Consider the following 26,442-nt stretch of genomic DNA (forward strand, 5'->3'; position numbering starts at 1 on the left):
ATATTATTTAAGCCAGGCTCCGGCCATTAATGATGTTGCATTAGCGGTGAACTGTTTAAAGACGCCGCGACGGTTTGAATAATCAGGTTTCTTCCAGCTTGCTCGACGCTCTTCAAGACAGCGGCGTATTTCCTCTTCTGTTTTAGGCACCCCGTCGATCCCTACAATATTGAGCTTGCGGCCTTTCACATCCATTTCGATTAAATCACCATCTTCCACCAGGGCAATCGGCCCGCCATCAGCGGCTTCTGGCGAGACGTGTCCGACACATGGCCCGCTGGTCGCTCCAGAGAAACGACCGTCGGTAATCAATGCGACTTTTCCGTCGAGGCGTTTGTCATACACGATGGCATCGGTTGTCATCAGCATTTCCGGTGCGCCAGAGCCTTTTGCGCCTTCGTAGCGAATGAAAATGACGTCGCCGGGTTCGATATGGTTATGGATGATGGCCTGCTGAGCGTCTTCTTCGGAGTTAAAGACCCGAGCAGGACCGGTATGGTGGTGCATATCCGGCGCACAGGCCGCGTATTTAATGACCGCTCCTTCAGGCGCGATGTTGCCTTTCAGTACCGCAATCGACCCTTTTTTGGTGGCATTTTCTGGTTTACGGATCACCTCCTCCGGACTGACTTTGTAATTGTTGAGGTAACCGTGGTTACGGGTAAAGAAGCCAGATTGATGGAGCATTTCCAGGTTGTCGCCGAGCGTACGGCCAGTCACGGTAAGAACATCAAGATCCAGATAATCGCGCAGATACCATTGCACCATTGGCACGCCGCCAGCGAACCACATCATTTCGGTAACGTATTCACCGCTGGGCTGAATATTGGTCAGATAAGGGATTTCGTTATTGATCCGATCAAACAGTTCGGGCTTCAGCTCCCATCCAAGTTCATGAGCGATGGCCGGAAGGTGGATCATCGCATTGGTGCTGCCACCAATAGCAGCATGGACTTTGATAGCATTTTCAAACGCCGCAGGAGTCAGGATCTTATGGGTGGTGATATTTTTCTCCGCCAGATACAGCGCCTGGTGGCCTGCAGTTCTGGCAACGCGGCGAATTTCCGCCAGGGTCGATGGCAGCAAAGCGCTGCCTGGCAGGGCCAGCCCCAAGGCCTCCGACATGCACTGCATGGTACTGGCCGTTCCCATAAACTGGCAGGCTCCGGCGGTGGGGCAACCGCATTGCTGCATGGCTTCCACTTGCTGAATGCCGATTTCGCCTTTCTTCAACTTAGCAGTGATCCCACCGAGGTCAGAAGTACTCATATTCGGTGCCGGACGCATAGAACCGCCGGGAATATGCAGTAGCGGCAGGTTCAGGCGTGCGGCGGCAATCAGATGCGCCGGGATAGATTTATCGCAGCTTGAGATCAGAATACCGGCATCATAAGGCACCACTGAGGCATGAATTTCGACCATGTTGGCAATAGCTTCTCGAGATGCCAGGATGTAATTCATCCCATCGTGGCCCTGACCCCAGCCGTCGCAGATATCCGTTACATGGTGACGGACCGCGCGACCGCCGCTTTCATGAACACCCAGCACGGCTTCATCGCCCAGTTGGTTAAGATGGAAACTGCCCGGATGACTTTCACCATAGCAATCATCCACCAGGACCTGCAGTTTATTGACATCTTCTTTGCTGTAATTCATTCCAAGACGCAGGGCGTCGAGCTGCGACCACAGGTCGCGAGCATGTTGACATTTTTGGCTCATTTGGCGATTCCTTCCTGTTTAAGTGACGCACCCGGCGTCGAGGTGTTAGGTGTGTTGCTGCTACCTGCAGGACGAGCGGTAACAGAAGGTAAGCTGAAAAGCAGTCCAACAGCGATAAGCAGGGCGGCAACCAGTACGGTCATTCCTGCTGTTTGCGAGAACGTCACCGTTAACAGCCCGACGAGGTACGGACCGATAAAGCCGCCGATGTTGCCCAGGGCGTTGATCGTGCCGCGCACGCCGCCCAGAACGTTGGGGGCGAAGAGTAATGGCGGCAGCGTCCAGAATGGACCGGCATAGGCTTGCAGGAAGAATCCGCAAATGACCATCATGCCGTAGGCGAGCCAGACGTTATCTTTCAGTAATAAGGAGAGGGCGAGGCAGACCGCGAAACCCAGCAGAGGAATAGCCGTGTAAAGGCGGCGATTCATCGTTTTATCACACCATTTGGCGATGTAATACTGACCGATAATGCACAGAACGTAAGGCGCCGCGGTGAGTACCCCAACGATGGTCATGCCGCTGCCGGTCAGGTGTTTAATCAGATTTGGCATCCATAGCGCGAAGCCATAGAAGCCGACCTGTACGAAGAAATAGATACCGACAAGCTTCCACAGGTTGATGCTTTTTAATACGCCGCGAATGCTGCTTTGCTCTCCGCCAATACTCAACGCGCGATCGGCCAGCAATTTTTGTTCGATCCAGGCGCGCTCTTTCGGATCCAGCCACTTTGCCTGATGCGGGTGATCGGAAACCAAAGGTAGCCAGACAAAGAGCAGTCCCAGAGAGAGCAAGCCTTCGATGATAAACATCTCCCGCCAGCCGTAGGTTTCAATAAGCCAGCCGGAAAGCGGCCCGGTAATAATAGAAGCGACGGCCAGGTTCATCTGGAAATAGGCGATAGCCCTGGCGCGCTCCTCATTTGGGAACCAGTGGCCAATCAGCGCCAGAATGGCGGGATACACAGCACCTTCCGCCACGCCGAGCACAAAGCGGATAATCAACAACTGCGTCGGTGTCTGAACAAAACCGGTCAGCAGGGCAAAGCCCCCCCAGGCGACGATTGTCCAGGCAATTAACTTTTTGGCGCTTAGCCGCTCGGCTATCTGACCGCCGGGAATTTGCAGGAAGATATAACCAATAAAGAAGATCCCGGCGACCAGACCGGCAAAAGAAGCCGTCATGCCTAAATCTTCATCCATGCCGCCTGCTATCCCAATGGCGATATTGGTCCTGTCCATATAGGCCACGATATAAACGAGGATCGTGGCTGGAATAATATGCAGCCAGCGCCCTCGTGTGGTCGGTTTCTCTATTTCAATGCTCATCATTGCATCCCTTTAGTATCAAAAATGTGTTCTGTATATGGAACTACTGTTCTGTATATTGACACTATGCCGACGTATTCATACAGCGTCAATTCCATACTCTAAGGAAGGTTATATTTTGTGATTTGCTTCAAAAATGAACGGAGATAAGGTGAGAAAGAGCGGATAACCCAATGGAAACTGCTCATCGGTCTAATACATAGCCAAAATTGTGCGCTGCCTCACAGGATAAGATTATGCTCTCACCTGGTCATTGTGCGTTCAGAGTAAACAGCATTAAATTCTTTATGTGGAATTTGTGTTCTGTATATTGAACTTTAATGCTTTTTAAGGAGAAACAATGGTTACTACCGCGATCTTTCCGTCACGATATGTTCAGGGTAAAGGAGCGTTGACAACGCATCTCCCGCAGGAATTGGCCGCACTCGGTCATAAGGCGCTGATTTTGCAGGATCCTGTTGTTCACAACACCTACCGGGATACAGTTGCAACAGCACTGCACGGGGTGATTGAATTTGATATCGAAGTGTTCAGTAGCGAGTGCAGTGATGAGGAAATTGCTCGCATCTCCGCACGCGCGCAGGAAATTGGCGCCGATGTGATTGTTGGTATGGGGGGCGGGAAAACCCTGGATACGGCAAAAGCAACCGGCGCCAGCCTGCGGCTGCCTATTGCCGTGGTTCCTACTCTGGCCTCAACGGATGCGCCGTGCAGTTCACTGGTTGTTATCTATACGCCAGAAGGGAAATTCAAACGCTACCTGATGATTCCACGTAACCCGACGCTTGTGCTGGTGGACAGCAGTATTATTGCTGCCGCGCCGGTACGCTTTTTGGTTTCCGGGATAGGCGATGCGCTGGCAACCTGGTTTGAAGCGGAAGATTGCCGCATCAAAGGGGCAGGCAATATGACCACCAGGCCAGGACCGATGACCGCATTTGAGCTGGCGCGCTTTTGCTACACCACCTTAATGCGCTATGGGCGCCTGGCGAAGCTTGCCTGTGAACAACATCAGGTTACTCCGGCGCTCGAACATGTTATCGAAGCGAATACGCTATTATCCGGGCTCGGTTTTGAAAGCGGTGGGCTGGCGGCGGCGCACGCCATTCATAACGGTCTGACGGTACTGCCCGCCACGCACAAATACTGGCATGGGGAAAAGGTTGCGTTTGGCACGCTGGCAATGCTTATGCTCACCGATAGAGCGCCTGAGCTTATCGAGGAGGTTTATCAATTTTGTGAAGATATAGGCTTGCCCACCACGCTGGCGGATATTGGTCTGGCTGGCGTTAGCGATGATGAACTGCTGGTCGTTGCCAGGGCGTCTTGTCAAACTGGGGAAACGATACACAACGAGCCGTTTACCATTACGCCGGAGGCTGTGCAGGCGGCATTGCGGGCCGCCGATGCTGTTGGGCAGGCGCGGAAAAAGATCGATCTTGCAGGTTAATGTGAGCCTGTAAATAAAAAACGGCAGCCGGAACTTTCAACTTCTGTCTGCCGCTATCGTGAATGTTTTAACGTCGCGATTTCAGAAAAATGCATGGGGGGTGCTCAGGACTACCGGGTTTATACTTCCGCTATCGCAGGGATTAGCGGATAGAAAAATGAAAAATGCTAAGTGGCTTTTTTTGTCAATCATGATGGCGTTTATCGGCGTGCCGCTGCTGGTGAACATTATTACGATTATCGTGGGGGGAACGTGGGCGTACATTAGCGTTCTTGAAAATAGTATCCCCGTCGCGCAATCTATTGAGAAGGCGACCATTATCCCGGTAGCGCTTCTGGGCGCAGGGTTAATTTTTCTCTGTGGCCGGATATGGGGAAAGGGAAATGCATCAGAGGTAAATCCAGAATGGCGTGATTGCTGCCTGCTTATGCCCGCTCTGGTGGTGCTGATGGGGTGGGTCATCCTGATGTTTCTCACCGATCTTAATATTCGCGCGATAGGGCGTAAACCCATCGCCCAGGTGGTGCAAACGCTTTGGTTAGTACCCAGCGTAATATCCTTTTTCAACGGCTGGGTATGGGCAGTGTTGCTCATCCCGGTTGGCTCGCAGCTCTGTTTTGCATTAGGGTATGGCGGTGCGCGTTGGGGAGTGCTACGCGGCGGTGCGGGCTACACTTGTCGTAACCTGCTGGTGATTTGCCTGCTGTTTTTCGGGAGCTGTGCCGTATACCAGTCACATCTTTATGCCGTGAAGTATCCCGCTCCCGAGAGCAGTGAATATCTTTATTTCCGCGATTATCAGGCGCACACATGGGGCAACAAGCTAACCGGGCTGCGCGATGAACCGACACTTTTGCTCACTCAAAATTGGCCGCGGCTCGATGGCGCAACGGCTGGCTTGCCGTTATACGCCTCGGCTTTTTATGCGCTTACGCGCTTTCCGGATGATATCTGCCCTGAAGACTACCTTGAAAACCAGGGAACCATTGAAGCCTATCAAAATATCCTTAACGGTAATGCCGATCTTATTTTTGTCGCCCAGCCTTCCACTGCTCAAAAGCAATTGGCCGAGGCCAGTGGGGTAAAACTGGTTTACACCCCCTTTGCACGTGAAGCGTTTGTGTTTATCGTCAACCAAAGCAATCCCGTGTCATCGTTGAGTGATGTACAAATTCGCGGCATTTTTAGCGGAAGAATCACCCACTGGAATGAGGTAGGCGGAGAGGCAATCGACATTAAGCCCTGGCAGCGACCGGAAAACTCTGGCAGCCAAACGGCGATGCTGGCGAAGGTAATGAAAGAAACGAAGCTGATGCCAGCGCAAACAACATCAGTGGCAACCGCAATGGGGGAAATGGTGGATATCGTGGCTGAGTATCGCAATACGCACAACGCCATTGGCTATACCTTTCGTTATTACGCTACGCAGATGCACAGCAATAAAGAGATTAAATTACTGGCGATAAACGATGTTGCCCCGACGGTTGAAAATATTCGTAACGGCAGTTACCCGTACACGGTTGATGTTTATATGGTTACCCGTGAACACCCCACAGCGGAAACACAAAATCTGGTGGACTGGTTTCTAAGCCCGCAGGGACAACAGTTGGTGCAGGATGTGGGATATGTGCCGCTGTATCCGGCCGCGAAATAAAGGGACTAAATGGAAGATGTTAAACTATATGTGGAACGGGTTGGCGTAGACCCGGCCAGCGGCGCTGATATTCGTATTGCACGGCGTGAATCCCCTTCGTGGCATAAAGATATTGTTGCTGAGCTGATTAATCAGGTTCTCCGGTGTGGCGCGGCATTAATCATCGTCGCTGTGCTGACCGCCTGCGATGATCGCCAGGTAAGCTATTTTCCTGATTATGCCGCCATACCGGAGCAATCCGGTATCTGGACCTGGCTACCTGTGTTCTTTCCATCTTCCGCCAGTGAAATAGAAATGACGTTTAACCTGGACAGCAATCTTTTTTATGCTGACTTTAGCGTGGCCGACGGTGATAAACGCGCGCATTTTGAAAGCGTGCTGGGGGAGGAGAGCGTGGTTCATTATGCCAACTTTCCTCATAAAAGCTGGTGTAAAACGGGGAAAACTCTCTGGAATAGCGAAGCGCGGGCAAAACCCTTCTTTATTACCAAAATAAGTGTCGATCGCTACCGTATCACTAATCATATGCCCGGCTGTACAAAATCCGGCGAGTGAATGCGGTATGTGGCGAAAAAGGGCGGTATAAACCGCCCCGGATTTTATTACGACGCCAGTGAAAGTTGGTGTTTCTCAACATACGCCGCCAGCCACTGGGTGATGCGGGACTGCTGTTCGGCGGTCAGCCACATGCCTTCTTTGGTGCGACGCCAGATAGCGTCTTCAGTACGGCGCACCCATTCGTGATCCACCAGGTACTTGAGTTCCGCTTCGTAAAACTCATGACCGAAATCTTCGCCTAAATCAAGCAGCGACGTGGCTTCGCCGAGAATCCACTCCGTGTTGCTGCCGTAAGTGCGCGAATAGTGACGCGCCAGCGATTCCGTCAGGAACGGATAACGACGACGCAGCTTCGCCGCGTAATCTTCGCGGCTGCCGTCGATGTCGCCGCCGGGCAGTACGCACGTTTTGGTCCATGCCGGCCCGATGCCTGGATAATAAGACGCCAGTTTTTCCATCGCATGTTCGGCCAGCTTACGGTAGGTCGTGAGCTTACCGCCAAACACGGAAAGCAGCGGCGCTTTGCCGTTTTCATCATGAATATCAAGGGTATAATCGCGAGTGATCGCCTGCGGTGAGTCGGACTCATCATCGCACAGCGGACGGACGCCGGAGTACGTCCAGACGATGTCATCGCGCCCCAGTTGTTTCTGGAAGTGCGCGTTATAAACCTTCAACAGGTAATTAATTTCGCTCTCTTCAATTTTTACCGCTTTCGGATCGCCTTTATATTCGACATCGGTTGTGCCAATGATCGAAAACTCTTCCATCCACGGAATGACAAAGACGATACGCTTATCTTCGTTTTGCAGAATATACGCCTGCTTCTGATTATGGACGCGCGGCACGACGATATGGCTGCCTTTGATCAGGCGGATGCCATACGGTGACGGCAGGTGCATCCCTTCGTCGAAGAACTGTTTGACCCACGGTCCGGTGGCGTTAACCAGTCCGCGCGCCTGCCAGACATATTTTTTACCGGTGTCGATATCTTCCGCTTCGACAATCCACAGGCCATTTTCCCGACGAGCGGCGGTTGCGCGAGTACGGGTAAGGACTTCGCCGCCTTTACGCACCACCATCTGTGCGTTAGCCAGCACCAGACGCGCATCGTCTACCCAGCAGTCGGAATATTCGAATCCGCGCACGATTTCCGGTTTGAGCACCGAATCTGCGCCAAACCGCACACCGGTGGAACCGGGTAAACTGGTACGTTTGCCGAGGTGATCGTACATAAACAGACCGATACGGATCATCCAGGCCGGACGTAAATGCGGGCGGTGCGGCAGACGAAAACGCATCGGGAAGGCGATGTGCGGCGCCATTTTCAACAGCACTTCACGTTCTGCCAGCGCTTCGCTGACCAGACGGAACTCGTAGTGCTCAAGGTAGCGTAAGCCGCCGTGGATAAGTTTCGAACTGGCGGAAGAGGTTGCGCAGGCCAAATCCTGCGCTTCCAGCATGAGTACGGACAAACCGCGTCCGGCGGCATCAGCCGCGATGCCTGCACCGTTAATGCCCCCGCCTATCACGATCAGATCTTTGGTTTCCATGCTGCCCTCTTGCACTTTCGTTAAAGTTCAAAAATGTTCGTTATCGAACATAATAGCAAAGAAACGCGCTATTGGTAACATCGAAAAAACATTTTAGAGTGATATGTATAACATTATGGCGTTAAGCTACTCCGTCAACGTACACTGGGCGATAAAATGCCTTAATTGGCTTCACCGGCAATAATGAAAGAGCGATTCATGGAACAATTTGAATGTATCACTGTAGAAGAGGCGTATCAGAAACTGCACCAGGGCGCGGCGGTGCTGGTCGATATTCGCGATCCGCAAAGTTATGCCATGGGTCATGCGCCGCAGGCGTTTCACTTGACTAACGATACGCTGGGCGCGTTTATGCGTGAGCATGGTTTCGATACCGCGGTGATGGTAATGTGCTATCACGGCAACAGTAGTAAAGGCGCCGCGCAGTATCTGCTCCAGCAAGGCTATGATGCGGTTTACAGCATTGACGGCGGGTTTGAGGCCTGGCATCGCCGTTTCCCTGCCGATGTCGCGAATGGCGCGTAATCCCATAAAGATGCAGCCTCCGACGAGAAGGGTATATATACTGTCTTCTTTTGTATGGACTAAGCGACAGCAATAATGTTGATGATTACTTCCTTTGCGAATCCTCGCGTGGCGCAGGCATTTGTTGATTACATGGCCACCCAGGGCGTCATTCTTACTATTCAGCAACATAATCAAAGCGATATCTGGCTGGCAGATGAATCGCAGGCCGAACGTGTGCGGGTCGAGCTGGCGCGGTTTATAGAAAATCCCGGCGATCCGCGTTATCTGGCGGCTAGCTGGCAGTCCGGACAGACTAACAGCGGGCTACGCTACCGCCGTTTTCCCTTTCTCGCCACGCTGCGTGAACGAGCCGGCCCTGTTACCTGGATCGTGATGCTCGCCTGCGTGCTGGTCTATATCGCGATGAGTCTCATCGGCGATCAGACGGTGATGGTGTGGCTGGCGTGGCCGTTCGATCCGGTTTTAAAATTTGAAGTCTGGCGCTACTTCACCCATATCTTTATGCACTTCTCACTGATGCATATTCTTTTTAACCTGCTGTGGTGGTGGTATCTCGGCGGGGCGGTAGAGAAGCGCCTGGGCAGCGGTAAATTAATCGTCATTACGGTGATAAGCGCGCTGCTAAGCGGCTATGTACAGCAGAAATTTAGCGGCCCGTGGTTTGGCGGGCTGTCTGGCGTCGTCTATGCGCTGATGGGCTACGTGTGGCTGCGTGGAGAGCGCGATCCGCAAAGCGGAATTTACCTCCAGCGCGGCTTAATTATTTTTGCATTATTGTGGATAGTCGCTGGTTGGTTTGACTGGTTTGGCATGTCTATGGCGAACGGCGCGCACATCGCCGGGCTTATCGTCGGTTTAGCGATGGCCTTTGTTGATACGCTGAATGCGCGAAAACGAACGTGAGGCGTATCCGGCCTGTGGTCGAGATATTTTTCCAGGCCGGGTAGGGCGAATGCCGCTATCCGGCGCAAGGTTGGTTACTTTCAGAGATTATTCATGAAACAAACACAACGGCATGACGCGATCATTGAACTGGTAAAAAAACAGGGGTACGTCAGTACGGAAGAGCTGGTGGAGCATTTTTCTGTCAGCCCGCAAACCATTCGTCGGGATCTTAACGATCTGGCGGAACAGAATATGATTTTGCGCCACCACGGCGGCGCGGCGTTGCCCTCCAGCTCGGTGAACACGCCGTGGCACGATCGTAAGGCGACGCAAACGGAAGAAAAAGAGCGCATCGCTCGCAAAGTCGCGGCCCAGATTCCCAATGGTTCAACGCTGTTTATTGATATCGGCACGACGCCGGAAGCCGTAGCGCACGCCCTGTTAGGGCACAGTAATTTGCGGATCGTGACCAACAATTTGAACGTAGCGAACACGCTAATGGCGAAAGAGGATTTTCGTATTATCCTCGCTGGCGGCGAACTCCGTAGCCGCGACGGCGGCATTATTGGCGAAGCGACGCAGGACTTTATCGCCCAGTTCCGTCTCGATTTCGGCATTCTCGGTATTAGCGGTATTGATAGCGACGGCTCGTTGCTGGAATTTGACTACCATGAGGTACGCACCAAGCGCGCGATTATCGAAAATTCGCGCCACGTGATGCTGGTGGTGGATCACTCTAAATTTGGCCGTAACGCGATGGTAAACATGGGCAGCATTAGTATGGTCGATGCGGTCTACACCGATACCCTGCCGCCGCCGGGCGTGATGCAGGTGTTGACGGAGAACCATATTCAACTGGAGCTGTGTTAAAGAGACTGTCTTATCAGGCCTACACTCTGCGCGTGATCGTAGGCCTGATAAGCTCATCAGGCATTAATTTAAACCCCATACCCCATCATCTTCAGCAACTGCTGCGCGTGCTGTACCGCGTCCTGACGGTGCGCGACGCCGAGTTTCTGGTAGAGGTTGCGGATATGCGTCTTAATGGTGGTTGCGGCTACCGCCAGTTCGCCGGCAATCTGTTCGTTGCTGTAACCGGAATAGATAAGCCCTAACACCTGCCATTCACGCTGGGTGAGCGGGCTGGTGCGAATAAGCTCCGGGACATCCGGATGGTTAAGCAGGCGCTCGACGAAGCCTTCGTCAAAATGGGCGAATTTATGTCGGTGATGTTGGTTAATCTCTCGCAGGATGCGCTGCGCGCGATGCTGCTCCATCTCCGGCAGCGTATTGAGCTGGATAAGCTGACGCAATTGTTGCGCCATGGCTTCGCCTTCAATCACAAAATGGCTGATAAATCCGGTGCGGTTGGCGAGCTGTAAGGCATCAAGCAATACGCGCTGGGCATCGTTTTTCCGCCCGGATTGCCAGTAAAGCTGATTGAGTAACAGCAGATTGCGGTTTAAATCGCTCATTAAGCGCAGGCTACGGGCATTCTCATTTAACTCTTCCAGCACGATTTCCGCAGGCTCGAATTCGCCCAGCAGGATCTGCGCGCGGGCGATATTCCGCCATTGCCCTTGCAGAAAATGGTTATTGGCAAACGCCGGTTTGGGCGTATGACGTAACCAGTTGGCGGCGGATTTCTTGTCGCCGGTTAACTGCCAGTAAATGACACGCACCTTATCGGCGTTAGAGATCCAGTCGCAGTGATAACGGCCATTGCCTAATAAATTTTCCAGTCGGTTAAGCTGACTACGGGCATTATCCAGATCGCCGCGCGCCAGCGAGCACTGCACCAGTAACGTCAGGCACTGCAACTGTTGTTGCGGCTGGAAGGTGGACAGCACAGCGATACCGCTGCGCGCCGAGGCCTCCGCTTCGTCAAGGCGCGCCCACGCCCACAGCAATTGCGCGCGGATACGTACCAGAAACTCATGCATCGGCAGTTGTTCCAGATGTTGCTCTTTGATCAACTGGAAGGCTCTCTCCTGCGTTTCCCATGCGGCCTGCAGGAATCCCTGGGCGAACTGAATTTCGCTTTGTTGAATTAAGCTCCACAGCGCGTAATGCCAGACGTCATGATGGCGCGCCATTTGTTCGGTTTGCTGCATCAGCGATAAAGACTGGCTGAGATCGCCTTTACAGTGCAGCACTTCACCGTGAACGGAGGTCGCGACAATACGGCTATAAAACCAGGCGAGAGGAAGCTCATCCAGCGCCAGTTTCGCCAGCCGCTCTGCCTCTTCCGGATTGCCGTCGTTGATGGCGACCTGGGCGCGCAGCGCGTTAAATTCAGCATGTAGCGTGCCGTCCATGACCCCTTTGATCTCTTGCTCGGCGCGCGCCAGCAGCGTATTCACTTCGCTGTAGCGGTGTTGGCTTTGCATCAGCCAGGCCTGTAACAACACCAGCCGCGGATTTTCCAGCAGGCTTTCCCACGGCAGCGCTTTTAATGACTCTTCCAGCAGCGCCAGTTCACTGTGATTAAACAGCCCCCACGCATGGTTAAGCAGGATATCGCGCAGCATTTGCGCGTCACCCGCCGCCAGCGCATGATGTATAGCTTCGCTGGGAAAACCTTGTTCCATCCAGCTTTCCGCGGCCGCACGGTGGATCTCCGGCAGTTCCGCCGCCAGTTCCCACTGGCAACGCTGGCGCAGAAAGCTACCAAACAACGGGTGATAGCTGAACCATTCGCCCGTGTCGTCCATGCGTTGCAGGAATAACCCCTGGCGCTCAATCTCCTCCAGCCGCATCTGGCCGTTTTCTTCGCCGGTCACGCGCACGATCAACGCGTCATTCATTGAGCGTAAAATCGCGCTTTTAAGTAAAAAATGTCGGGTGCTGACATCCACGTTATCCAGTACTTCGTCCACCAGATAATCAGAAAGGTGGCTGGCATTAATCCCGGCAAGACGGCGGGCGGAGTGATGCGCAGAGGTATGGTTCTGGCGCGCGGAGAGGGCGATCAACTGTAGCGCAGTGGCCCAACCGGCCACATCGTCGCACATGCGGCTGCTCTCAGCGGCTTCAATGGGCGACGAAAGACGACGGTCAAAAAATTGCTTTGCTTCCTGATGGTTAAAAGCCAACTGCTGGCTGCCGATTTCCAACAGCTGATCGCGCACGCGCAGGTTAGCGATGCCCAGTTGCGGCAAATTACGCGATAACACCACCAGGGTGAAATTTTCCGGCTGATGCCGTAAGAAAAAGCGCATCGCGTCGTGAATCACCGGATTGGTAATCAAATGGTAGTCGTCAATCACCAGATAAAGCGGGCGATGCCACTGCGCCAGTTCAATAAAGAGCTGTGCGAAGAGGGACGTCAGGCTGGCATACTGACGTTTTTGCGCCATCGCTTCGCTGGTAGAGCAGTGTCCGCCAGTGGCCTGTTGGATAGCGGCAATTAAGTAACTGGCGAATCGCTCTTGCTGGTTATCGCCTTCGTCGAGAGAGTACCAGCCTAATTCATTTTTGCCCGCCGCCCACTGTGAGACAAGCGTGGTTTTCCCATAGCCAGCAGGACTGGTTACCAGGGCGAGCCTGAAATTGTTCGCGCCGGAAAGTTTAGCCAACAGCCGCTCACGAACCACGGTATGGTCGAGACGAACCGGACGACTTAATTTAGACGGAATCAACATAGCAATCACTTCACTGTGGGAAATGGGGGGAACTGCGATTTTTTTTGCGCTTCGTAATTAATAGATATAAGGTCGGCCAGAAAGCATTTTAATGCAAGCTAAGCAGACTTTTTATGTGTCTGAATTTGCACTCTGTCACAATTCTAAATAACGGTATTAAAAAAGTATTCGGCGCGGTTGAAACGAGCGTCACAGCTGGGCTGAGGTCATATTTCCGTTATTGTAAATAATGTCCTGGACATCATCCGGATTTAACACAATGGCGATACCAGGCGTTTAATTAATTATGTTAAGTTAGTGAACCTCCCGCTGCTGAATATTTCAGGTAAGAAACTATTTCGGCGTTCATATAATCTTCGAAAATACCCCTTCGCGATTTACTGTTATTTCTGTTTATTCATTTGATTATGCGTAACACTGGGTGTCGTTGACAGGAATCGGCGCGTTTATACAGGGGTAAGTGGCGGCGATCACACTTTTATGCTCATCCCCGCTCCTCCTCCCTCCCTAATCATTGCCGGGAGGAGGAAGGTCAACATCGAGCCTGGCAAACTAGCGATAACGTTGTTTTATTACCCGAGGACGGATTTCCTATGTCACAGCCAACCTTCAATAAAGATCAATTCCAGGCCGCCCTGACGCGTCAGTGGCAGCGTTTCGGTTTACTGTCGGCGTCCGACATGACGCCTCGTCAGTGGTGGCAGGCCGTTAGCGGCGCGCTGGCGGAATTACTGAGCGCGCAACCGGTAGCGCAGCCGACGAAAGGCCAGCGTCATGTGAACTACATTTCGATGGAATTTTTGATTGGCCGCCTGACGGGAAATAACCTGTTAAATCTGGGATGGTACCAGGACGTTAGCGATGTGCTGAAAGCGCACGATATTAATCTGACCAATCTGCTGGAAGAGGAAGTCGATCCGGCGCTCGGCAACGGTGGTCTGGGACGTCTGGCCGCCTGCTTCCTCGATTCGATGGCCACCGTCGGGCAGTCCGCTACGGGCTATGGTCTGAACTACCAGTATGGGCTGTTCCGTCAGTCATTTGTTGAAGGCAAGCAGATGGAAGCGCCGGATGACTGGCATCGCGGCAGCTATCCGTGGTTCCGCCACAACGAGGCGCTGGACGTCCAGGTTGGGATCGGCGGTAAAGTCACCAAAGAAGGGCGCTGGGAGCCAGGTTTTGTGATTACAGGCCAGGCTTGGGATCTGCCGGTGTTAGGCTATCGTAACGGTGTCGCGCAACCGCTGCGTTTGTGGCAGGCGACCCACGCCCATCCGTTTGATCTGACCAAATTCAACGACGGCGCTTTCCTGCGGGCGGAACAGCAGGGTATCGATGCGGAAAAACTGACGAAGGTGCTTTATCCCAACGATAACCACACGGCGGGCAAAAAACTGCGCCTGATGCAGCAATACTTCCAGTGCGCCTGCTCGGTAGCGGATATTCTGCGTCGCCATCATCTGGCCGGACGCAAACTGCATGAGCTGGCGGATTACGAGGTCATTCAGTTGAACGATACTCACCCGACCATCGCCATTCCGGAACTGCTGCGCGTGCTGATTGACGAGCACCAGCTGAGCTGGGATGACGCCTGGGCTATCACCAGCAAAACCTTCGCCTACACCAACCACACCCTGATGCCGGAAGCGCTGGAGTGCTGGGACGAGAGGTTAATCAAAGCGCTGTTGCCGCGTCATATGCAGATTATCAAGCAGATTAACGATCGCTTTAAGACGCTGGTCGATAAGACCTGGCCTGGCGATAAGCAGGTATGGGCAAAACTGGCGGTGGTGCACGACCGTCAGGTACGCATGGCCAATATGTGCGTGGTCAGCGGCTTTGCGGTCAACGGCGTGGCGGCGCTGCACTCCGATCTGGTGGTGAAAGATCTGTTCCCGGAATATCACCAGCTTTGGCCGAACAAATTCCACAATGTCACCAACGGCATTACACCGCGTCGCTGGATCAAACAGTGCAATCCGCAGCTTGCGGCGTTGCTGGATAAAACGCTGAAAAAAGAGTGGGCTAACGATCTCGACCAGTTGATCAACCTCGAAAAATACGCTGACGACGCCAAATTCCGTCAGCAATATCGCGACATCAAACGGGCGAACAAAGAGCGCCTGGTGAAATTTATCCAGGCCCGTACCGGGATTGAGATTTCGAGCCATGCGATTTTTGATATTCAAATCAAACGTCTGCACGAGTACAAGCGTCAGCATCTGAATCTGTTGCATATTCTGGCGCTGTACAAAGAGATCCGCGAAAACCCGCAGGCTGACCGCGTACCGCGCGTATTCCTGTTTGGCGCGAAGGCGGCGCCGGGCTATTACCTGGCGAAGAACATCATTTTTGCTATCAATAAGGTTGCGGAAGTCATTAATAACGACCCGGCGGTGGGTGACAAGCTGAAGGTGGTTTTCCTGCCGGATTACTGCGTCTCGGCGGCGGAAATGCTCATTCCGGCGGCGGATATTTCCGAGCAAATTTCTACTGCCGGGAAAGAGGCGTCCGGCACCGGCAACATGAAACTGGCGCTGAACGGGGCGTTGACCGTGGGAACACTGGACGGCGCTAACGTTGAAATCGCTGAGAAGGTGGGTGAAGAGAATATCTTTATCTTTGGCCATACTGTGGAAGAGGTCAAGGCGCTCAAAGCCAAAGGCTACGATCCGGTGAAATGGCGTAAAAAAGACAAAGTGCTGGATGCGGTGCTAAAAGAGCTGGAAAGCGGTCAATACAGCGATGGCGATAAACATGCCTTTGACCAGATGCTGCATAGCCTCGGCAAACAGGGGGGCGATCCGTACCTGGTCATGGCGGACTTCGCCGCTTATGTCGAGGCGCAAAAGCAGGTGGATGCGCTGTATCGTGACCAGGAAGCGTGGACGCGCGCCGCGATCCTCAATACCGCGCGCTGCGGTATGTTCAGTTCCGATCGCTCTATTCGCGATTATCAGGCCCGTATCTGGCAGGCAAAACGCTAAGGGAGCGCGATGGAAAATAAACGTCTCGATAGTGCCGCGCTGGCGGCGGGGATCAGTCCCAGTTACATCAATGCTCATGGCAAACCGCAGTCTATTGGCGCTGAAACCAAGAGACGTTTGCTGGCGGCGATGCACGGCACGACAACAGGACCACAGGCGGTCGTGCCGAATGTGAAGGTTTATACCGCGGGTAAAAAAATGGCGTTGCCGGTAGAGGGGCGCGGTGAGTTTGCCTGGCTGCTGACTACGGAAGAGGGCGAGCATTACAAAGGGCGCGTGACGGGCGGTAAAAAACTTAACCTGCCGGCTACGTTGCCGGAGGGCTACCACACCCTGACGTTGACCCAGGATGAACAGCGTACGCACTGCCGGATTATCGTCGCCCCGCCGCGATGCTATGAGCCGCAGGCGCTGCTGGAAGGGAAAAAACTGTGGGGGGCCTGCGTCCAGCTTTATACTCTGCGTTCAGAAAAAAACTGGGGTATTGGCGATTTCGGCGATTTGAAGTCGATGCTGGTCGACGTGGCGACACGCGGCGGCGCGTTTATCGGCCTGAACCCGATCCACGCGCTTTATCCGGCGAATCCGGAGAGCGCCAGTCCCTACAGCCCCTCGTCTCGTCGCTGGCTGAACGTGATATATATCGACGTCAACGCCGTCGAAGATTTCCGCCTGAGCGAAGAGGCGCAGGCATGGTGGCAAATGCCCGCCACACAGCAAAAGCTGCGACAGGCACGCGATGCGCAATGGGTGGATTACGCTACCGTTACCGCGCTGAAAATCACGGCGCTGCGGATGGCGTGGACGCGGTTTGCCGCTCGCGACGATGCGCAAATGGCGGAGTTTCGTCACTTTATCGCCCGCGAAGGCGAGAGCCTTTACTGGCAGGCGGCATTCGACGCGCTGCATGCGTATCAGGTGAAAGAGGATGAGCAGCGCTGGGGCTGGCCAGCCTGGCCGGAGGCGTACCAGTCGGTAGAGTCTCCCGCGGTAAAACAATTCTGTGAAGCGCACCGCGAAGAGGTGGAGTTTTACCTCTGGCTTCAGTGGCTGGCCTGGCGCCAATTCGCCGCCTGCTGGGATACCTGCCAGAGTTTTAAACTACCGATTGGTCTGTACCGCGATCTGGCGGTTGGCGTAGCGGAAGGCGGCGCGGAAACCTGGTGCGACCGGGAGCTGTACTGCCTGAAAGCATCTGTCGGCGCGCCGCCGGATATCCTCGGCCCGCTCGGTCAGAACTGGGGGTTGCCGCCAATGGACCCGCATATCATTGTCGCCCGGGCGTATGAGCCCTTTATCGACCTGCTGCGCGCCAATATGCAAAACTGCGGCGCGTTGCGCATTGACCATGTCATGTCGTTGCTGCGTCTGTGGTGGATACCGTATGGCGAAACAGCGGATCAGGGGGCTTACGTCCATTATCCGGTAGATGATTTGCTTTCTATTCTGGCGCTGGAGAGCCAACGTCACCGTTGTATGGTGATAGGCGAAGATCTGGGGACGGTGCCAGTTGAGATTGTCGGCAAGCTGCGCGATAGCGGGGTCTATTCTTATAAAGTGCTGTGGTTTGAAAATGACCTTGAGAAAAACTTCCGCGCGCCAGGCGCGTATCCGCAACAATCGATGGCTGTCGCCTCGACGCACGATCTCCCCACGCTGCGCGGCTATTGGGAATGCGGTGACCTGACGTTGGGTAAAGCTCTGGGGCTTTATCCGGATGAAGTGATTCTGCGCGGGCTGTATGAGGATCGCGAGCGGGCGAAACAGGGGCTATTGGACGCGCTGCATAAATATGGCTGTCTGCCAAAACGCGCCGGGCATAAGGCATCGTTAATGTCGATGACGCCAACGCTAAATCGCGGGCTTCAGCGCTACATCGCCGACAGTAACAGCGGTCTGTTGGGGCTTCAGCCGGAGGACTGGCTGGATATGGCCGATCCGGTTAACGTACCGGGCACCAGCGATCAGTATAAAAACTGGCGGCGGAAATTGTCTGCATCTCTTGAGGCCATGTTTGCCGATGAGGGCGTAAACAAGCTGATTAAGGATTTGGATAAGCGCCGAAAAGCGGCCGCGAAGAAGAAGTAATAAAGCCGGGGATTTCCCCGGCTTTATTATGGTGAGAGCACGTAGGCCTGATAAGCGCAGCGCCATCAGGCAATCCTGGCGCACATTGCTGCCTTATCCGGCCTACAAGCCGTCTCGCTTAAACCACCATACCCAACAGCAGACAGCCGATCAGGCCGCAGACGGAGATGATCGTTTCCAGCATCGACCAGGATTTAATGGTCTCGCCGATAGTCAAATTGAAATACTCTTTGAACAGCCAGAAGCCCGGGTCGTTGACGTGAGAGAAAATCACGCTCCCGGAACCGACCGCGATAACCATCAGTTCAGGGCTAACGCCGGTAGTGGCGATCAGCGGCGCCGCAATGCCGCCTGCGGTAATCGCCGCGACAGTCGCAGAGCCCAGCGCGATACGCAGCACCGCCGCGATAGACCACGCCATCAACAGCGGAGAGACATTGGTTTCATGCATCATTGAAGCGATGTATTTATCCACGCCGCTATCGACCAGCACCTGCTTGAACGCGCCGCCGCCGCCGATGATCAGCAGCATCATGGCGATAATTTTGATGGAAGAGACCAGCGTATCGTTAATCTGATCCATGGAACGCCCGCGGTTCAGGCCAAAGGTGAACATCGCAATCAGTACGGCAATTAACGTAGCCATTACCGGGTCGCCCAGGAACTCGGCAACGGGCAGGAAAGCGTGGCCTTTTGGCAGAATCATCTCGGCAATCGCACGCATCGCCATCAGAATCACCGGAACCAGCGACGTCCAGACGCTGACGCCAAAGCCCGGCATCTCTTCTTCCGTAAAAGTTTTCGCGCTGTACAGGCCTTCCGGGATCGGCTTATCGATACCTTTCAGGAAACGGGCGTAAACCGGTCCGGCAAGGATCACGGTCGGGATTGCCAGAATCGTACCAAACAGCAGCGTCTTACCCATATCGGCATGGAAAATCGTGGCGATTGCGGTTGGGCCCGGGTGCGGCGGCAGGAAGCCGTGTGTGACGGAAAGCGCCGCGGCCATCGGCACGCCGACGTACAGTAACGGGATATTCGCTGCTGCGGCAATGGTGAATACCAGCGGCAGCATCAGAACGAAGCCCACTTCATAGAACAGAGCGAAGCCGACGGTAAAGCCGGTTAACACTACGGCCCACTGAATATGCTTTTTACCAAATTTCGCGATCAGGGTAGTGGCGATACGTTGAGCGCCGCCGCAGTCGGCAAGCATTTTGCCCAGCATGGCGCCGAACCCCATAATCAGGGCCAGACTGCCAAGCGTACCGCCGACACCGGCTTTGATGGAGCCGATGACTTTATCCAGCGGCATTCCCTGCATCAACCCGACAGCGAGCGCTACCAGGACAAGGGCGATAAATCCGTTCATTTTGAAGCGGATCATCAGAAGAAGTAACAAGATAACACCGATAGCAACGATGACTAATGGCATGATTTACCTGGCCTTTACTTTGTTATGGGTAACGTCATTGTTTCGACGACAAATTCCTGTTGTTCCCGACGGGAACAGAGTCGCAATAGCACCAATACTGATTACCGTTGAAACGAATGAGCGTAGTCAGATGTTATATGGATGTTAGGTGCCCATAAGAATGATACGGGTAACATGTGGGTGTTGAAAATGACCCTGGCAGGCAAAATTTAAATTATGAGACACAGGTCATGTTATCGGTGAAAGGAGAAGGACCATCGTTCTGAGTTGTGGCTGATAGCGCAGGATGGCGGCGTAAACGCCTTATTCGGCCTACGGTGGGGCAGACAAGGCCCGACAGGCGCAAGCGCCATCGGGCATGGATGCGGGGAAAATCTTAGTAGTAGGAGTGCTCGCCGCGCTGGTGTTCGGTCAGATCGCGAACCCCTTTCAGTTCCGGGAATTCATTCAGCAACTGTTTCTCGATCCCTTCTTTCAGCGTGACGTCAACCATCGAGCAACCGTTACAACCGCCGCCAAACTGCAGAATTGCATAGCCTTCATCGGTAATTTCCATCAGCGAGACGCGACCGCCGTGGCCCGCCAACTGCGGGTTAATCTGCGATTGCAGAGCATATTCCACGCGCTCCATCAGCGGCGCGTCATCGGCCACTTTGCGCATCTTCGCGTTTGGCGCTTTCAATGTAAGTTGAGAACCTAGCTGGTCGGTCACGAAATCAATTTCCGCGTCTTCCAGATAGGGCGCGCTCAGCTCGTCGACATAAGCGGTCAACAGGTCAAATTTCAGTGCAGTATCGGTGGCTTCTACGGCGTCGGGCGGACAATAAGAAACGCCGCACTCTGCGTTAGGAGTGCCGGGATTAATGACAAATACGCGGATTTGCGTCCCTTCTTCCTGATTTGCCAGCAGTTTGGCAAAGTGCGCTTGTGCAGCATCGGAAATACGGATCATAGTAATGGCCTAATAGTTGACTATTTTAGTTGGTTATAATACGCCCATCATCGAGGCTCTACAAGGTTCGACACAGGCACCATACCTGGACAGTCGCTGCGCCGTTGCGCAAAAGCAGTTGCGCGATTTCCGCGACGGTACTTCCGGTAGTGACGACATCATCCACAATAACCATATGGAGACCCTGTACCGGCAATTCAAGGCGAAACGCGTTTTTCAAATTGCGTTTCCGTAACCTGGCGCTGAGATGATGTTGTGTTGCGGTCGCCCGTACCCGCGTGATGGTCTGGCTGTCCCACGCGCAGCCCAGCCAGTGCGCTAACGGTTGGCATAACAGATCGCTTTGGTTAAATCCCCGCCGCCAGTGTCGGCGCGACCAGAGCGGAACGCTGACGATTCTGTCGGGAAGCTGCAAGCCAGTGCTGCGGCGCGCCATGAGGACTTCCTGCAACAGTAGACGCGCCAGAGCGGCGGCAATTTCGTTACGGCGGGTAAATTTAAGCTGATGCACCAGTAAACTCAAGGGCGGCGTATAGTTACTGACGCTCACCAGACGCTGCCAGGGCGGCGGTTTTTGCAGGCAGCGACCGCAGGGGAGCGAAGGATGCCTGGCGGGTAATCCACATTGCGGACACACGCTGACGCGCTGGCGGACGGCGCGCGCGCATACGGAACAAATCCCCCAGTGGCTTAACGCCAGCGGCATTCGGCATAGCCAGCATAATCCCGGTACTGTTAGCATAGGCGCATCCTTGTTAGACAAAAGAGAACAGTAACTGATGAATGACATCTGGTGGCAGACCTACGGCGAGGGAAATTGTCATCTTGTGCTGCTGCACGGATGGGGATTGAACGCGGAGGTATGGCATTGCATTCGCGAGGAACTCGGCTCGCATTTTACGCTGCATCTGGTCGACTTGCCGGGCTATGGTCGCAGCTCGGGGTTTGGCGCCATGACGCTTGAAGAGATGACGGCGCAGGTAGCGAAAAACGCGCCGGACCAGGCTATCTGGCTTGGCTGGAGCCTGGGCGGCCTGGTGGCGAGTCAGATGGCGCTCACCCACCCTGAACGCGTTCAGGCGCTGGTGACAGTCGCCTCTTCGCCATGCTTTAGCGCGCGTGAGGGGTGGCCGGGAATAAAACCAGAAATCCTCGGCGGATTCCAGCAGCAGCTTAGCGACGATTTTCAGCGCACGGTGGAGCGTTTTCTGGCGCTGCAAACGTTAGGGACGGAGACGGCGCGTCAGGATGCCCGCACCTTAAAAAGCGTAGTGCTGGCGCAGCCTATGCCGGATGTAGAGGTGCTCAATGGCGGACTGGAAATCTTAAAAACGGTCGATCTACGAGAAGCGCTTAAAAATGTGAACATGCCGTTTTTGCGTTTGTATGGTTATCTGGACGGTCTGGTGCCGCGTAAAATCGCGCCTTTGCTCGATACGTTATGGCCGCACAGTACATCACAGATAATGGCGAAGGCGGCCCATGCGCCGTTTATCTCGCATCCGGCGGCGTTTTGTCAGGCGCTGATGACGCTAAAATCATCGCTGTAACCAGGGCGTTGCCGGGCCCGGACCATTCTGCAAGGTTAATGGCTTTCAGACGCCAGATCGGCAGGCGCCAGCCCGGTAACCCTAAGCACGGTATCGCGATCGAAACCATCGTTTAGCATGGAGCGGGCAATGCGCAATGCGGCGAGCCGTTGGCCTTCCTGCTTGCCTTGCTGTAACCCGTTACGATGTCCTTCCTGACGTAATCTTTCTGCGATAGTCATGATCTTCTCCTTATGCTGTGGGATACGCATAGCCACCTGGCGGATAAACGTATTGAAGCGCGCGGCGTCGCCAGTGTGCATCATGTAATTAAACAAACTTTGAAGCTGGGTGTCATTAGCGTATCCCTTAACCAGCAGGGCGACCAGCTGTTCGACAAGCCCCATCAGATCACGCTGGCGGATGTGTTTTTGTATGAGTTCCAGCAGCGCGACCCGTCGGTGTCGCATAATCTCGTCGTCCGGCACGACCGTAATATCGACCAGAGGAAAGGCGGTGGCGTATAGCTTACGCGCCATCACCGGGTCGGCAAATTCATCCAGCCAGCATAATGAGAACGGATACGGGCTGCGGTTTCCGTGATAAAACAGCATTGGCACCACTAACGGCAACGTCTTATGCCCGGCCTCCAGGTGCCGTTGCATTGCAGCCATTGCGTAACGCATCAGCCGAAATGCCATATGCGCGTCCGGCGTACTCTGATGTTCAATAACCACGTAAATGTAACCTTCACCTTCACTTGTTTCCAGCGACCAAAGAATATCGGAATAATGGGGGCGTAAATCCTCTTCAATAAAGCTACCGGACTCCAGCCGTAACGTATTCAGATTACAGATTTGACGTAATGTCGTCGGGAGATGAATTTCCAAAAAATCCCGTGCAGTATCGGGGTGGCATAAAAACTGTTTGAATACCGCGTCATGCGGCGTGGATGTTGTTGAGGTCGCCATATCGATCCATCATCGGTGAAGTTCAATGGCGTGACACTACGCGCAGACCGGGCTGATTGCAGTAGAGGATTAGTGCGCTTGCGAGGCGCATGGGGAGACAAATGCGCACGGCGGTAACGCTTTCATCTTTGTGGAAGACATGACGCAAAATTGCCCGGCAGCGTGACGCGTACCGGGCAACATAACGCGGGATAAAGGCGGGATAAAGGCCGGATAAGACGCGTTACGTCGCTACCCGGCGAAGGCTAACGCAAGGCCCACCATTCGCGCAGGCAGGCTTTACCTTCCGGACAACTTTTACAGCTGCCTGAAAGGCAGCCGTCCGGTTCTTCCGGGATACGTACCGCTTTACCCATGATCTCCAGTTGATTCAGCATGGCGTCGATCATGGGCTGCGGAGCGTGCAGCGTATGGCTGATTTGCGTTGCCTCCATACGCCCCCGTAGCGCCAGTAGATCACGAACCTGTATCAATGAAGCCATTTTTTACATCCCTTAGTGACAATTGCCCGCAGTGCCCGAACAACAGGAACTGACGTTTTTGCGGGTTGCCAGCAGTTCAATGTCTACACGGCTGCGGGCGCGGCGCAACAGGCTTAACACCACAACGTTAAAGACGATCACTGCCAGAATACAGATCAGGCTGTACGTCGGGTGCTGACTGAAGCTGGTAACCTGGTAGAACAGCGTGGCGAGCGAATAGGCGATATTCAGCCCCCACAGGATGGAGAAGCCCATCCAGCCGCGGCTGGACTCGCGGGCGATAGCGCCCATTACCGAGATACACGGTACGTAAAGCAGGACGAAAATCAGGTAACTGTACGCCGCCGCGGCGCTGCCGAATTTTTGATCCATCACGCCCATCGCGCCGGTCGCCATTTCGCCGTCACCTTTACTCGCTTCGATCGGGTTAACCAGTACGCTCAGGCTAAAGGTGTCTTTCAGGCTTTGCCAGGTATCGTCAACCGCGCCCAGCAGTTCATCGCCGAGGTGGAAGTCGGCAGGATTAAACGCTTCGTCCTGAATATTTTCGGCGGTGTAGAGCGTGTTCAGCGTACCGACGACAACTTCTTTCGCCATGGCGCCCGTAAACAGACCCACGGTCGCTTGCCAGTTATCCTCATGGACGCCGATCGGTTTAAAGACTGGTGTGATGACCCGGCTTACAGAGGCGAGGGCGGAGTCATTAATGTTATCGACGATTTTGCCGCTCAGCGAGAAACTGTTAAACGCGCTCAGGAAAATACTCACGATGATAATGACTTTACCGGCGCGTAGTACAAAACCTTTCAGGCGTTGCCAGGTCTGGATGATCAGGCTCTTGATATGCGGTACGTGGTAAACCGGCAGCTCCATCACAAACGGAGAGGCTTCGCCGCGCATAATGGTATGCTTCAGCATCAGGCCGGTTAATACCGCCATGACAATACCCAGCACGTACAGCGAGAAGACCGCCAGCGCGCCGTTTTGCCCGAAGAAGGCGGCGGCAAAGACGGCGAAAATCGCCAGGCGCGCGCCACAGGACATAAACGGCGCCATCATGATGGTCATCAGACGTTCGCGCGGAGCGTCAAGCGTGCGGGCGCCCATCACGGAAGGCACGTTACAGCCGAAGCCGACAATCAGCGGCACGAAGGATTTACCCGGTAGTCCCAGCGCCTGCATCAGGCGATCCATGACGAAGGCCGCGCGCGCCATATAACCGGAGTCTTCAAGGAAGGAGAGGAACAGGTACATCATCCCGATTTGCGGCACCAGCGGCAGGACGGTATTGATCCCGCCGCCAAGACCTTGCGCCAGGAAGATGGTTAACCAATCCGGGAAGTGCAACGTGTAGCCAATCCATTGAATGCCATGAATAAAGATGGCGACGGAACCGGCATCAAACAGGGGTTGCAACGCGCCGCCGATGTTAATGGCGAGCAGGAACATCAGGTACATCACGAACAAAAAAATCGGTAAGCCGAGGAAGCGGTTCAGGATAATTTTATCGACCGCCCTGGTGAAGCGGCTGGGTTCGGCTGTCAGGGTATTGCTGACCACGTCGCAAATAGCGGCGATACACTGATAACGGGCGTCGGCGATATGCAGCGCCGGGTCGTCCATTTCGTCCTTCAGACGGGCAAGGGAGGTGTCCAGGTTTTGCGCCGCCTCGCCTGCGTAAGCCCGGCTGTAGATATCGCCCTCCAGCATTTGCAGACCCAGCCAGCGGCGCTGTTGTAAAGGCATCTCCTGGGCCATCGCGTCGGCCAGGAAACCTGCTTCGCGCAGCAGCGGCTGGGCATAATGCACCAGTTCGACGTTGTCGTTAGCGTTGTGACGGTCAATGGCCAGTTTCAGCGCCTCGATACCGCGGCCGCGAGTCGATACCAGCGGTACGACAGGGCAACCCAGACGCGTGGACAGAGCGTCGACATCAATACGAACCTGCTGTTTTTCGGCGATATCCAGCATGTTGAGCGCGACAATACAGGGGATACCCAGCTCCAGCAGTTGCAGCGTCAAATAGAGGTTGCGCTCCAGATTGGAGGCGTCCACAACGTTTATCAACAGGTCGGCGTCGCCGCTCAGGATGTAGTGGCAGGCGATCTGTTCGTCGAGAGAGGTTTGTGACGAGATGGTCGTCAGAGAATAGGTGCCGGGTAAATCTACCAGCGTGACCTGGTGGTCAGTTGTCGCGAACTGGCCCTCTTTACGCTCGACGGTGACGCCCGCCCAGTTCCCCACGCGCTGACGCGCGCCGGTGAGTTGGTTAAATAAGGTGGTCTTGCCGGAATTAGGATTACCAATTAAACCAATGGTTAATTTTTTCATTTTTATAGACTCACTGTATTAACAGGAAACCGCTTCCACTTCTATTAACGCCAAATCCTTTTTACGCAAAACCAGACTCACGCGTCGTGTTTCGATATGGATCGGATCGCCTAAGGGCGCGACGCGGACGACATTAAATGAAGAGCCGGGCAACATGCCGAGCGAAAGCAGTTTTTGACGATACGCCGGGCTGATTTCACGCGCAAAGCCGGTGATTTTCCACGCAGTGTCAGGAGTGAATTGCATACGACCTACTTGTTTCTTACTAACTGGATGTATACCTCATGCGGCGCTCAGGGGGGCGGCAGGAGACCCGATGTTTAGCCAACGAAGGAAAGAGTAAATAAT

20 protein-coding genes are annotated in these 26,442 nt (G+C 54.1%); 9 read left to right on the forward strand and 11 right to left on the reverse strand.

Translation table 11 applies throughout. The annotated features are described in order from the left end of the window. Positions 1-3: 3 nt before the first annotated feature. Positions 4-1,719, reverse strand: coding sequence for a dihydroxy-acid dehydratase (gene ilvD, locus HV477_RS12665; protein ID WP_000078497.1), 1,716 nt, complete (start codon positions 1,717-1,719; stop codon positions 4-6). After that, positions 1,716-3,050 carry an MFS transporter gene (locus tag HV477_RS12670; protein ID WP_001518078.1) on the reverse strand — a complete coding sequence of 445 codons (1,335 nt, stop codon included), beginning with the start codon at positions 3,048-3,050 and terminating at the stop codon, positions 1,716-1,718. The genes ilvD and HV477_RS12670 overlap by 4 nt, the downstream gene beginning before the upstream one ends. A 337-nt stretch (positions 3,051-3,387) precedes the next feature. On the opposite strand from HV477_RS12670, the gene HV477_RS12675 reads away from it, so the two are divergent. From HV477_RS12675 to HV477_RS12685, 3 genes are all read left to right on the forward strand, one after another. Continuing rightward, on the forward strand, positions 3,388-4,497 hold the full coding sequence (locus HV477_RS12675; protein ID WP_000258841.1) for a glycerol dehydrogenase: 1,110 nt from the start codon (positions 3,388-3,390) through the stop codon (positions 4,495-4,497). A 157-nt stretch (positions 4,498-4,654) separates the two neighbouring features. After that, positions 4,655-6,151: a PstS family phosphate ABC transporter substrate-binding protein gene (locus tag HV477_RS12680; protein WP_240772898.1), complete on the forward strand. Its 1,497-nt coding sequence runs from the start codon at positions 4,655-4,657 to the stop codon at positions 6,149-6,151. A 9-nt stretch (positions 6,152-6,160) separates the two neighbouring features. Continuing rightward, the gene (locus HV477_RS12685; RefSeq protein ID WP_079898861.1) at positions 6,161-6,706 is read left to right on the forward strand and encodes a hypothetical protein; all 546 of its coding nucleotides are present in this window, start codon (positions 6,161-6,163) and stop codon (positions 6,704-6,706) included. A 47-nt stretch (positions 6,707-6,753) separates the two neighbouring features. Here the strand turns inward: HV477_RS12685 and glpD are convergent, their stop codons facing one another. Next, positions 6,754-8,262, reverse strand: a complete 1,509-nt coding sequence (glpD, locus tag HV477_RS12690) for a glycerol-3-phosphate dehydrogenase (protein WP_000448178.1) — start codon at positions 8,260-8,262, stop codon at positions 6,754-6,756. Between the two features lie 198 nt (positions 8,263-8,460). Here glpD and glpE point away from each other — a divergent pair, with 198 nt between their 5' ends. The 3 genes from glpE to HV477_RS12705 all read left to right on the forward strand — a co-directional run bounded on the left by glpE (position 8,461) and on the right by HV477_RS12705 (position 10,545). Further along, on the forward strand, positions 8,461-8,787 hold the full coding sequence (gene glpE / locus HV477_RS12695; RefSeq protein WP_000434523.1) for a thiosulfate sulfurtransferase GlpE: 327 nt from the start codon (positions 8,461-8,463) through the stop codon (positions 8,785-8,787). Between the two features lie 75 nt (positions 8,788-8,862). After that, the gene (glpG, locus tag HV477_RS12700; RefSeq protein WP_000928702.1) at positions 8,863-9,693 is read left to right on the forward strand and encodes a rhomboid family intramembrane serine protease GlpG; all 831 of its coding nucleotides are present in this window, start codon (positions 8,863-8,865) and stop codon (positions 9,691-9,693) included. Between the two features lie 93 nt (positions 9,694-9,786). Next, positions 9,787-10,545, forward strand: a complete 759-nt coding sequence (locus HV477_RS12705; protein WP_000815085.1) for a DeoR/GlpR family transcriptional regulator — start codon at positions 9,787-9,789, stop codon at positions 10,543-10,545. A gap of 68 nt (positions 10,546-10,613) precedes the next feature. Here HV477_RS12705 and malT read toward each other — a convergent pair whose 3' ends face one another. Then, positions 10,614-13,319: an HTH-type transcriptional regulator MalT gene (gene malT / locus HV477_RS12710; RefSeq protein ID WP_000907030.1), complete on the reverse strand. Its 2,706-nt coding sequence runs from the start codon at positions 13,317-13,319 to the stop codon at positions 10,614-10,616. Between the two features lie 593 nt (positions 13,320-13,912). Between malT and malP the strand changes: the two genes are divergently transcribed. Together malP and malQ are read left to right on the forward strand one after the other, a co-directional pair. Further along, positions 13,913-16,306, forward strand: coding sequence for a maltodextrin phosphorylase (gene malP / locus HV477_RS12715; protein ID WP_131535272.1), 2,394 nt, complete (start codon positions 13,913-13,915; stop codon positions 16,304-16,306). Positions 16,307-16,315: 9 nt separating this feature from the next. Next, positions 16,316-18,394: a 4-alpha-glucanotransferase gene (malQ, locus tag HV477_RS12720; protein ID WP_023227434.1), complete on the forward strand. Its 2,079-nt coding sequence runs from the start codon at positions 16,316-16,318 to the stop codon at positions 18,392-18,394. Between the two features lie 118 nt (positions 18,395-18,512). On the opposite strand, the gene gntT is transcribed toward malQ, so the two are convergent. The 3 genes from gntT to gntX form a co-directional block, all read right to left on the reverse strand. After that, a complete protein-coding gene (gene gntT / locus HV477_RS12725) occupies positions 18,513-19,829 on the reverse strand; it encodes a gluconate transporter (protein ID WP_001131737.1) in 1,317 nt (438 codons plus the stop codon). Positions 19,830-20,205: 376 nt separating this feature from the next. Then, positions 20,206-20,781: a Fe-S biogenesis protein NfuA gene (gene nfuA, locus HV477_RS12730; protein WP_000619387.1), complete on the reverse strand. Its 576-nt coding sequence runs from the start codon at positions 20,779-20,781 to the stop codon at positions 20,206-20,208. Positions 20,782-20,839: 58 nt separating this feature from the next. Beyond that, positions 20,840-21,523, reverse strand: coding sequence for a DNA utilization protein GntX (gene gntX, locus HV477_RS12735; protein WP_000958742.1), 684 nt, complete (start codon positions 21,521-21,523; stop codon positions 20,840-20,842). Positions 21,524-21,560: 37 nt separating this feature from the next. Here gntX and bioH point away from each other — a divergent pair, with 37 nt between their 5' ends. Beyond that, positions 21,561-22,331: a pimeloyl-ACP methyl ester esterase BioH gene (gene bioH, locus HV477_RS12740; protein ID WP_000998145.1), complete on the forward strand. Its 771-nt coding sequence runs from the start codon at positions 21,561-21,563 to the stop codon at positions 22,329-22,331. 35 nt (positions 22,332-22,366) lie between these two features. Here the strand turns inward: bioH and HV477_RS12745 are convergent, their stop codons facing one another. From HV477_RS12745 to feoA, 4 genes are all read right to left on the reverse strand, one after another. Further along, the gene (locus tag HV477_RS12745; protein WP_000235959.1) at positions 22,367-23,281 is read right to left on the reverse strand and encodes an Rpn family recombination-promoting nuclease/putative transposase; all 915 of its coding nucleotides are present in this window, start codon (positions 23,279-23,281) and stop codon (positions 22,367-22,369) included. 245 nt (positions 23,282-23,526) lie between these two features. Further along, positions 23,527-23,763 carry a [Fe-S]-dependent transcriptional repressor FeoC gene (gene feoC, locus HV477_RS12750; RefSeq protein WP_000157589.1) on the reverse strand — a complete coding sequence of 79 codons (237 nt, stop codon included), beginning with the start codon at positions 23,761-23,763 and terminating at the stop codon, positions 23,527-23,529. A gap of 12 nt (positions 23,764-23,775) precedes the next feature. Next, positions 23,776-26,094, reverse strand: a complete 2,319-nt coding sequence (gene feoB, locus HV477_RS12755; RefSeq protein ID WP_079898859.1) for a Fe(2+) transporter permease subunit FeoB — start codon at positions 26,092-26,094, stop codon at positions 23,776-23,778. Positions 26,095-26,112: 18 nt separating this feature from the next. Beyond that, positions 26,113-26,340 carry a ferrous iron transporter A gene (gene feoA / locus HV477_RS12760; RefSeq protein WP_001160955.1) on the reverse strand — a complete coding sequence of 76 codons (228 nt, stop codon included), beginning with the start codon at positions 26,338-26,340 and terminating at the stop codon, positions 26,113-26,115. Positions 26,341-26,442 lie beyond the last annotated feature (102 nt).

It is taken from the genome of Salmonella sp. SG203, from assembly GCF_013350575.1.
Classification (GTDB): Bacteria; Pseudomonadota; Gammaproteobacteria; order Enterobacterales; family Enterobacteriaceae; genus Salmonella; species Salmonella enterica.

Coding starts and splice junctions, on each gene's coding strand:
- glpD (WP_000448178.1), bottom strand. CDS start 8,262: ATGGAAACCAAAGATCTGATCGTGATAGGCGGGGGCATTAACGGTGCA.
- HV477_RS12680 (WP_240772898.1), top strand. CDS start 4,655: ATGAAAAATGCTAAGTGGCTTTTTTTGTCAATCATGATGGCGTTTATC.
- gntX (WP_000958742.1), bottom strand. CDS start 21,523: ATGCTAACAGTACCGGGATTATGCTGGCTATGCCGAATGCCGCTGGCG.
- glpG (WP_000928702.1), top strand. CDS start 8,863: ATGTTGATGATTACTTCCTTTGCGAATCCTCGCGTGGCGCAGGCATTT.
- HV477_RS12705 (WP_000815085.1), top strand. CDS start 9,787: ATGAAACAAACACAACGGCATGACGCGATCATTGAACTGGTAAAAAAA.
- feoA (WP_001160955.1), bottom strand. CDS start 26,340: ATGCAATTCACTCCTGACACTGCGTGGAAAATCACCGGCTTTGCGCGT.
- malP (WP_131535272.1), top strand. CDS start 13,913: ATGTCACAGCCAACCTTCAATAAAGATCAATTCCAGGCCGCCCTGACG.
- bioH (WP_000998145.1), top strand. CDS start 21,561: ATGAATGACATCTGGTGGCAGACCTACGGCGAGGGAAATTGTCATCTT.
- HV477_RS12675 (WP_000258841.1), top strand. CDS start 3,388: ATGGTTACTACCGCGATCTTTCCGTCACGATATGTTCAGGGTAAAGGA.
- ilvD (WP_000078497.1), bottom strand. CDS start 1,719: ATGAGCCAAAAATGTCAACATGCTCGCGACCTGTGGTCGCAGCTCGAC.
- HV477_RS12745 (WP_000235959.1), bottom strand. CDS start 23,281: ATGGCGACCTCAACAACATCCACGCCGCATGACGCGGTATTCAAACAG.
- gntT (WP_001131737.1), bottom strand. CDS start 19,829: ATGCCATTAGTCATCGTTGCTATCGGTGTTATCTTGTTACTTCTTCTG.
- glpE (WP_000434523.1), top strand. CDS start 8,461: ATGGAACAATTTGAATGTATCACTGTAGAAGAGGCGTATCAGAAACTG.
- HV477_RS12670 (WP_001518078.1), bottom strand. CDS start 3,050: ATGATGAGCATTGAAATAGAGAAACCGACCACACGAGGGCGCTGGCTG.
- malQ (WP_023227434.1), top strand. CDS start 16,316: ATGGAAAATAAACGTCTCGATAGTGCCGCGCTGGCGGCGGGGATCAGT.
- feoB (WP_079898859.1), bottom strand. CDS start 26,094: ATGAAAAAATTAACCATTGGTTTAATTGGTAATCCTAATTCCGGCAAG.
- malT (WP_000907030.1), bottom strand. CDS start 13,319: ATGTTGATTCCGTCTAAATTAAGTCGTCCGGTTCGTCTCGACCATACC.
- nfuA (WP_000619387.1), bottom strand. CDS start 20,781: ATGATCCGTATTTCCGATGCTGCACAAGCGCACTTTGCCAAACTGCTG.
- feoC (WP_000157589.1), bottom strand. CDS start 23,763: ATGGCTTCATTGATACAGGTTCGTGATCTACTGGCGCTACGGGGGCGT.
- HV477_RS12685 (WP_079898861.1), top strand. CDS start 6,161: ATGGAAGATGTTAAACTATATGTGGAACGGGTTGGCGTAGACCCGGCC.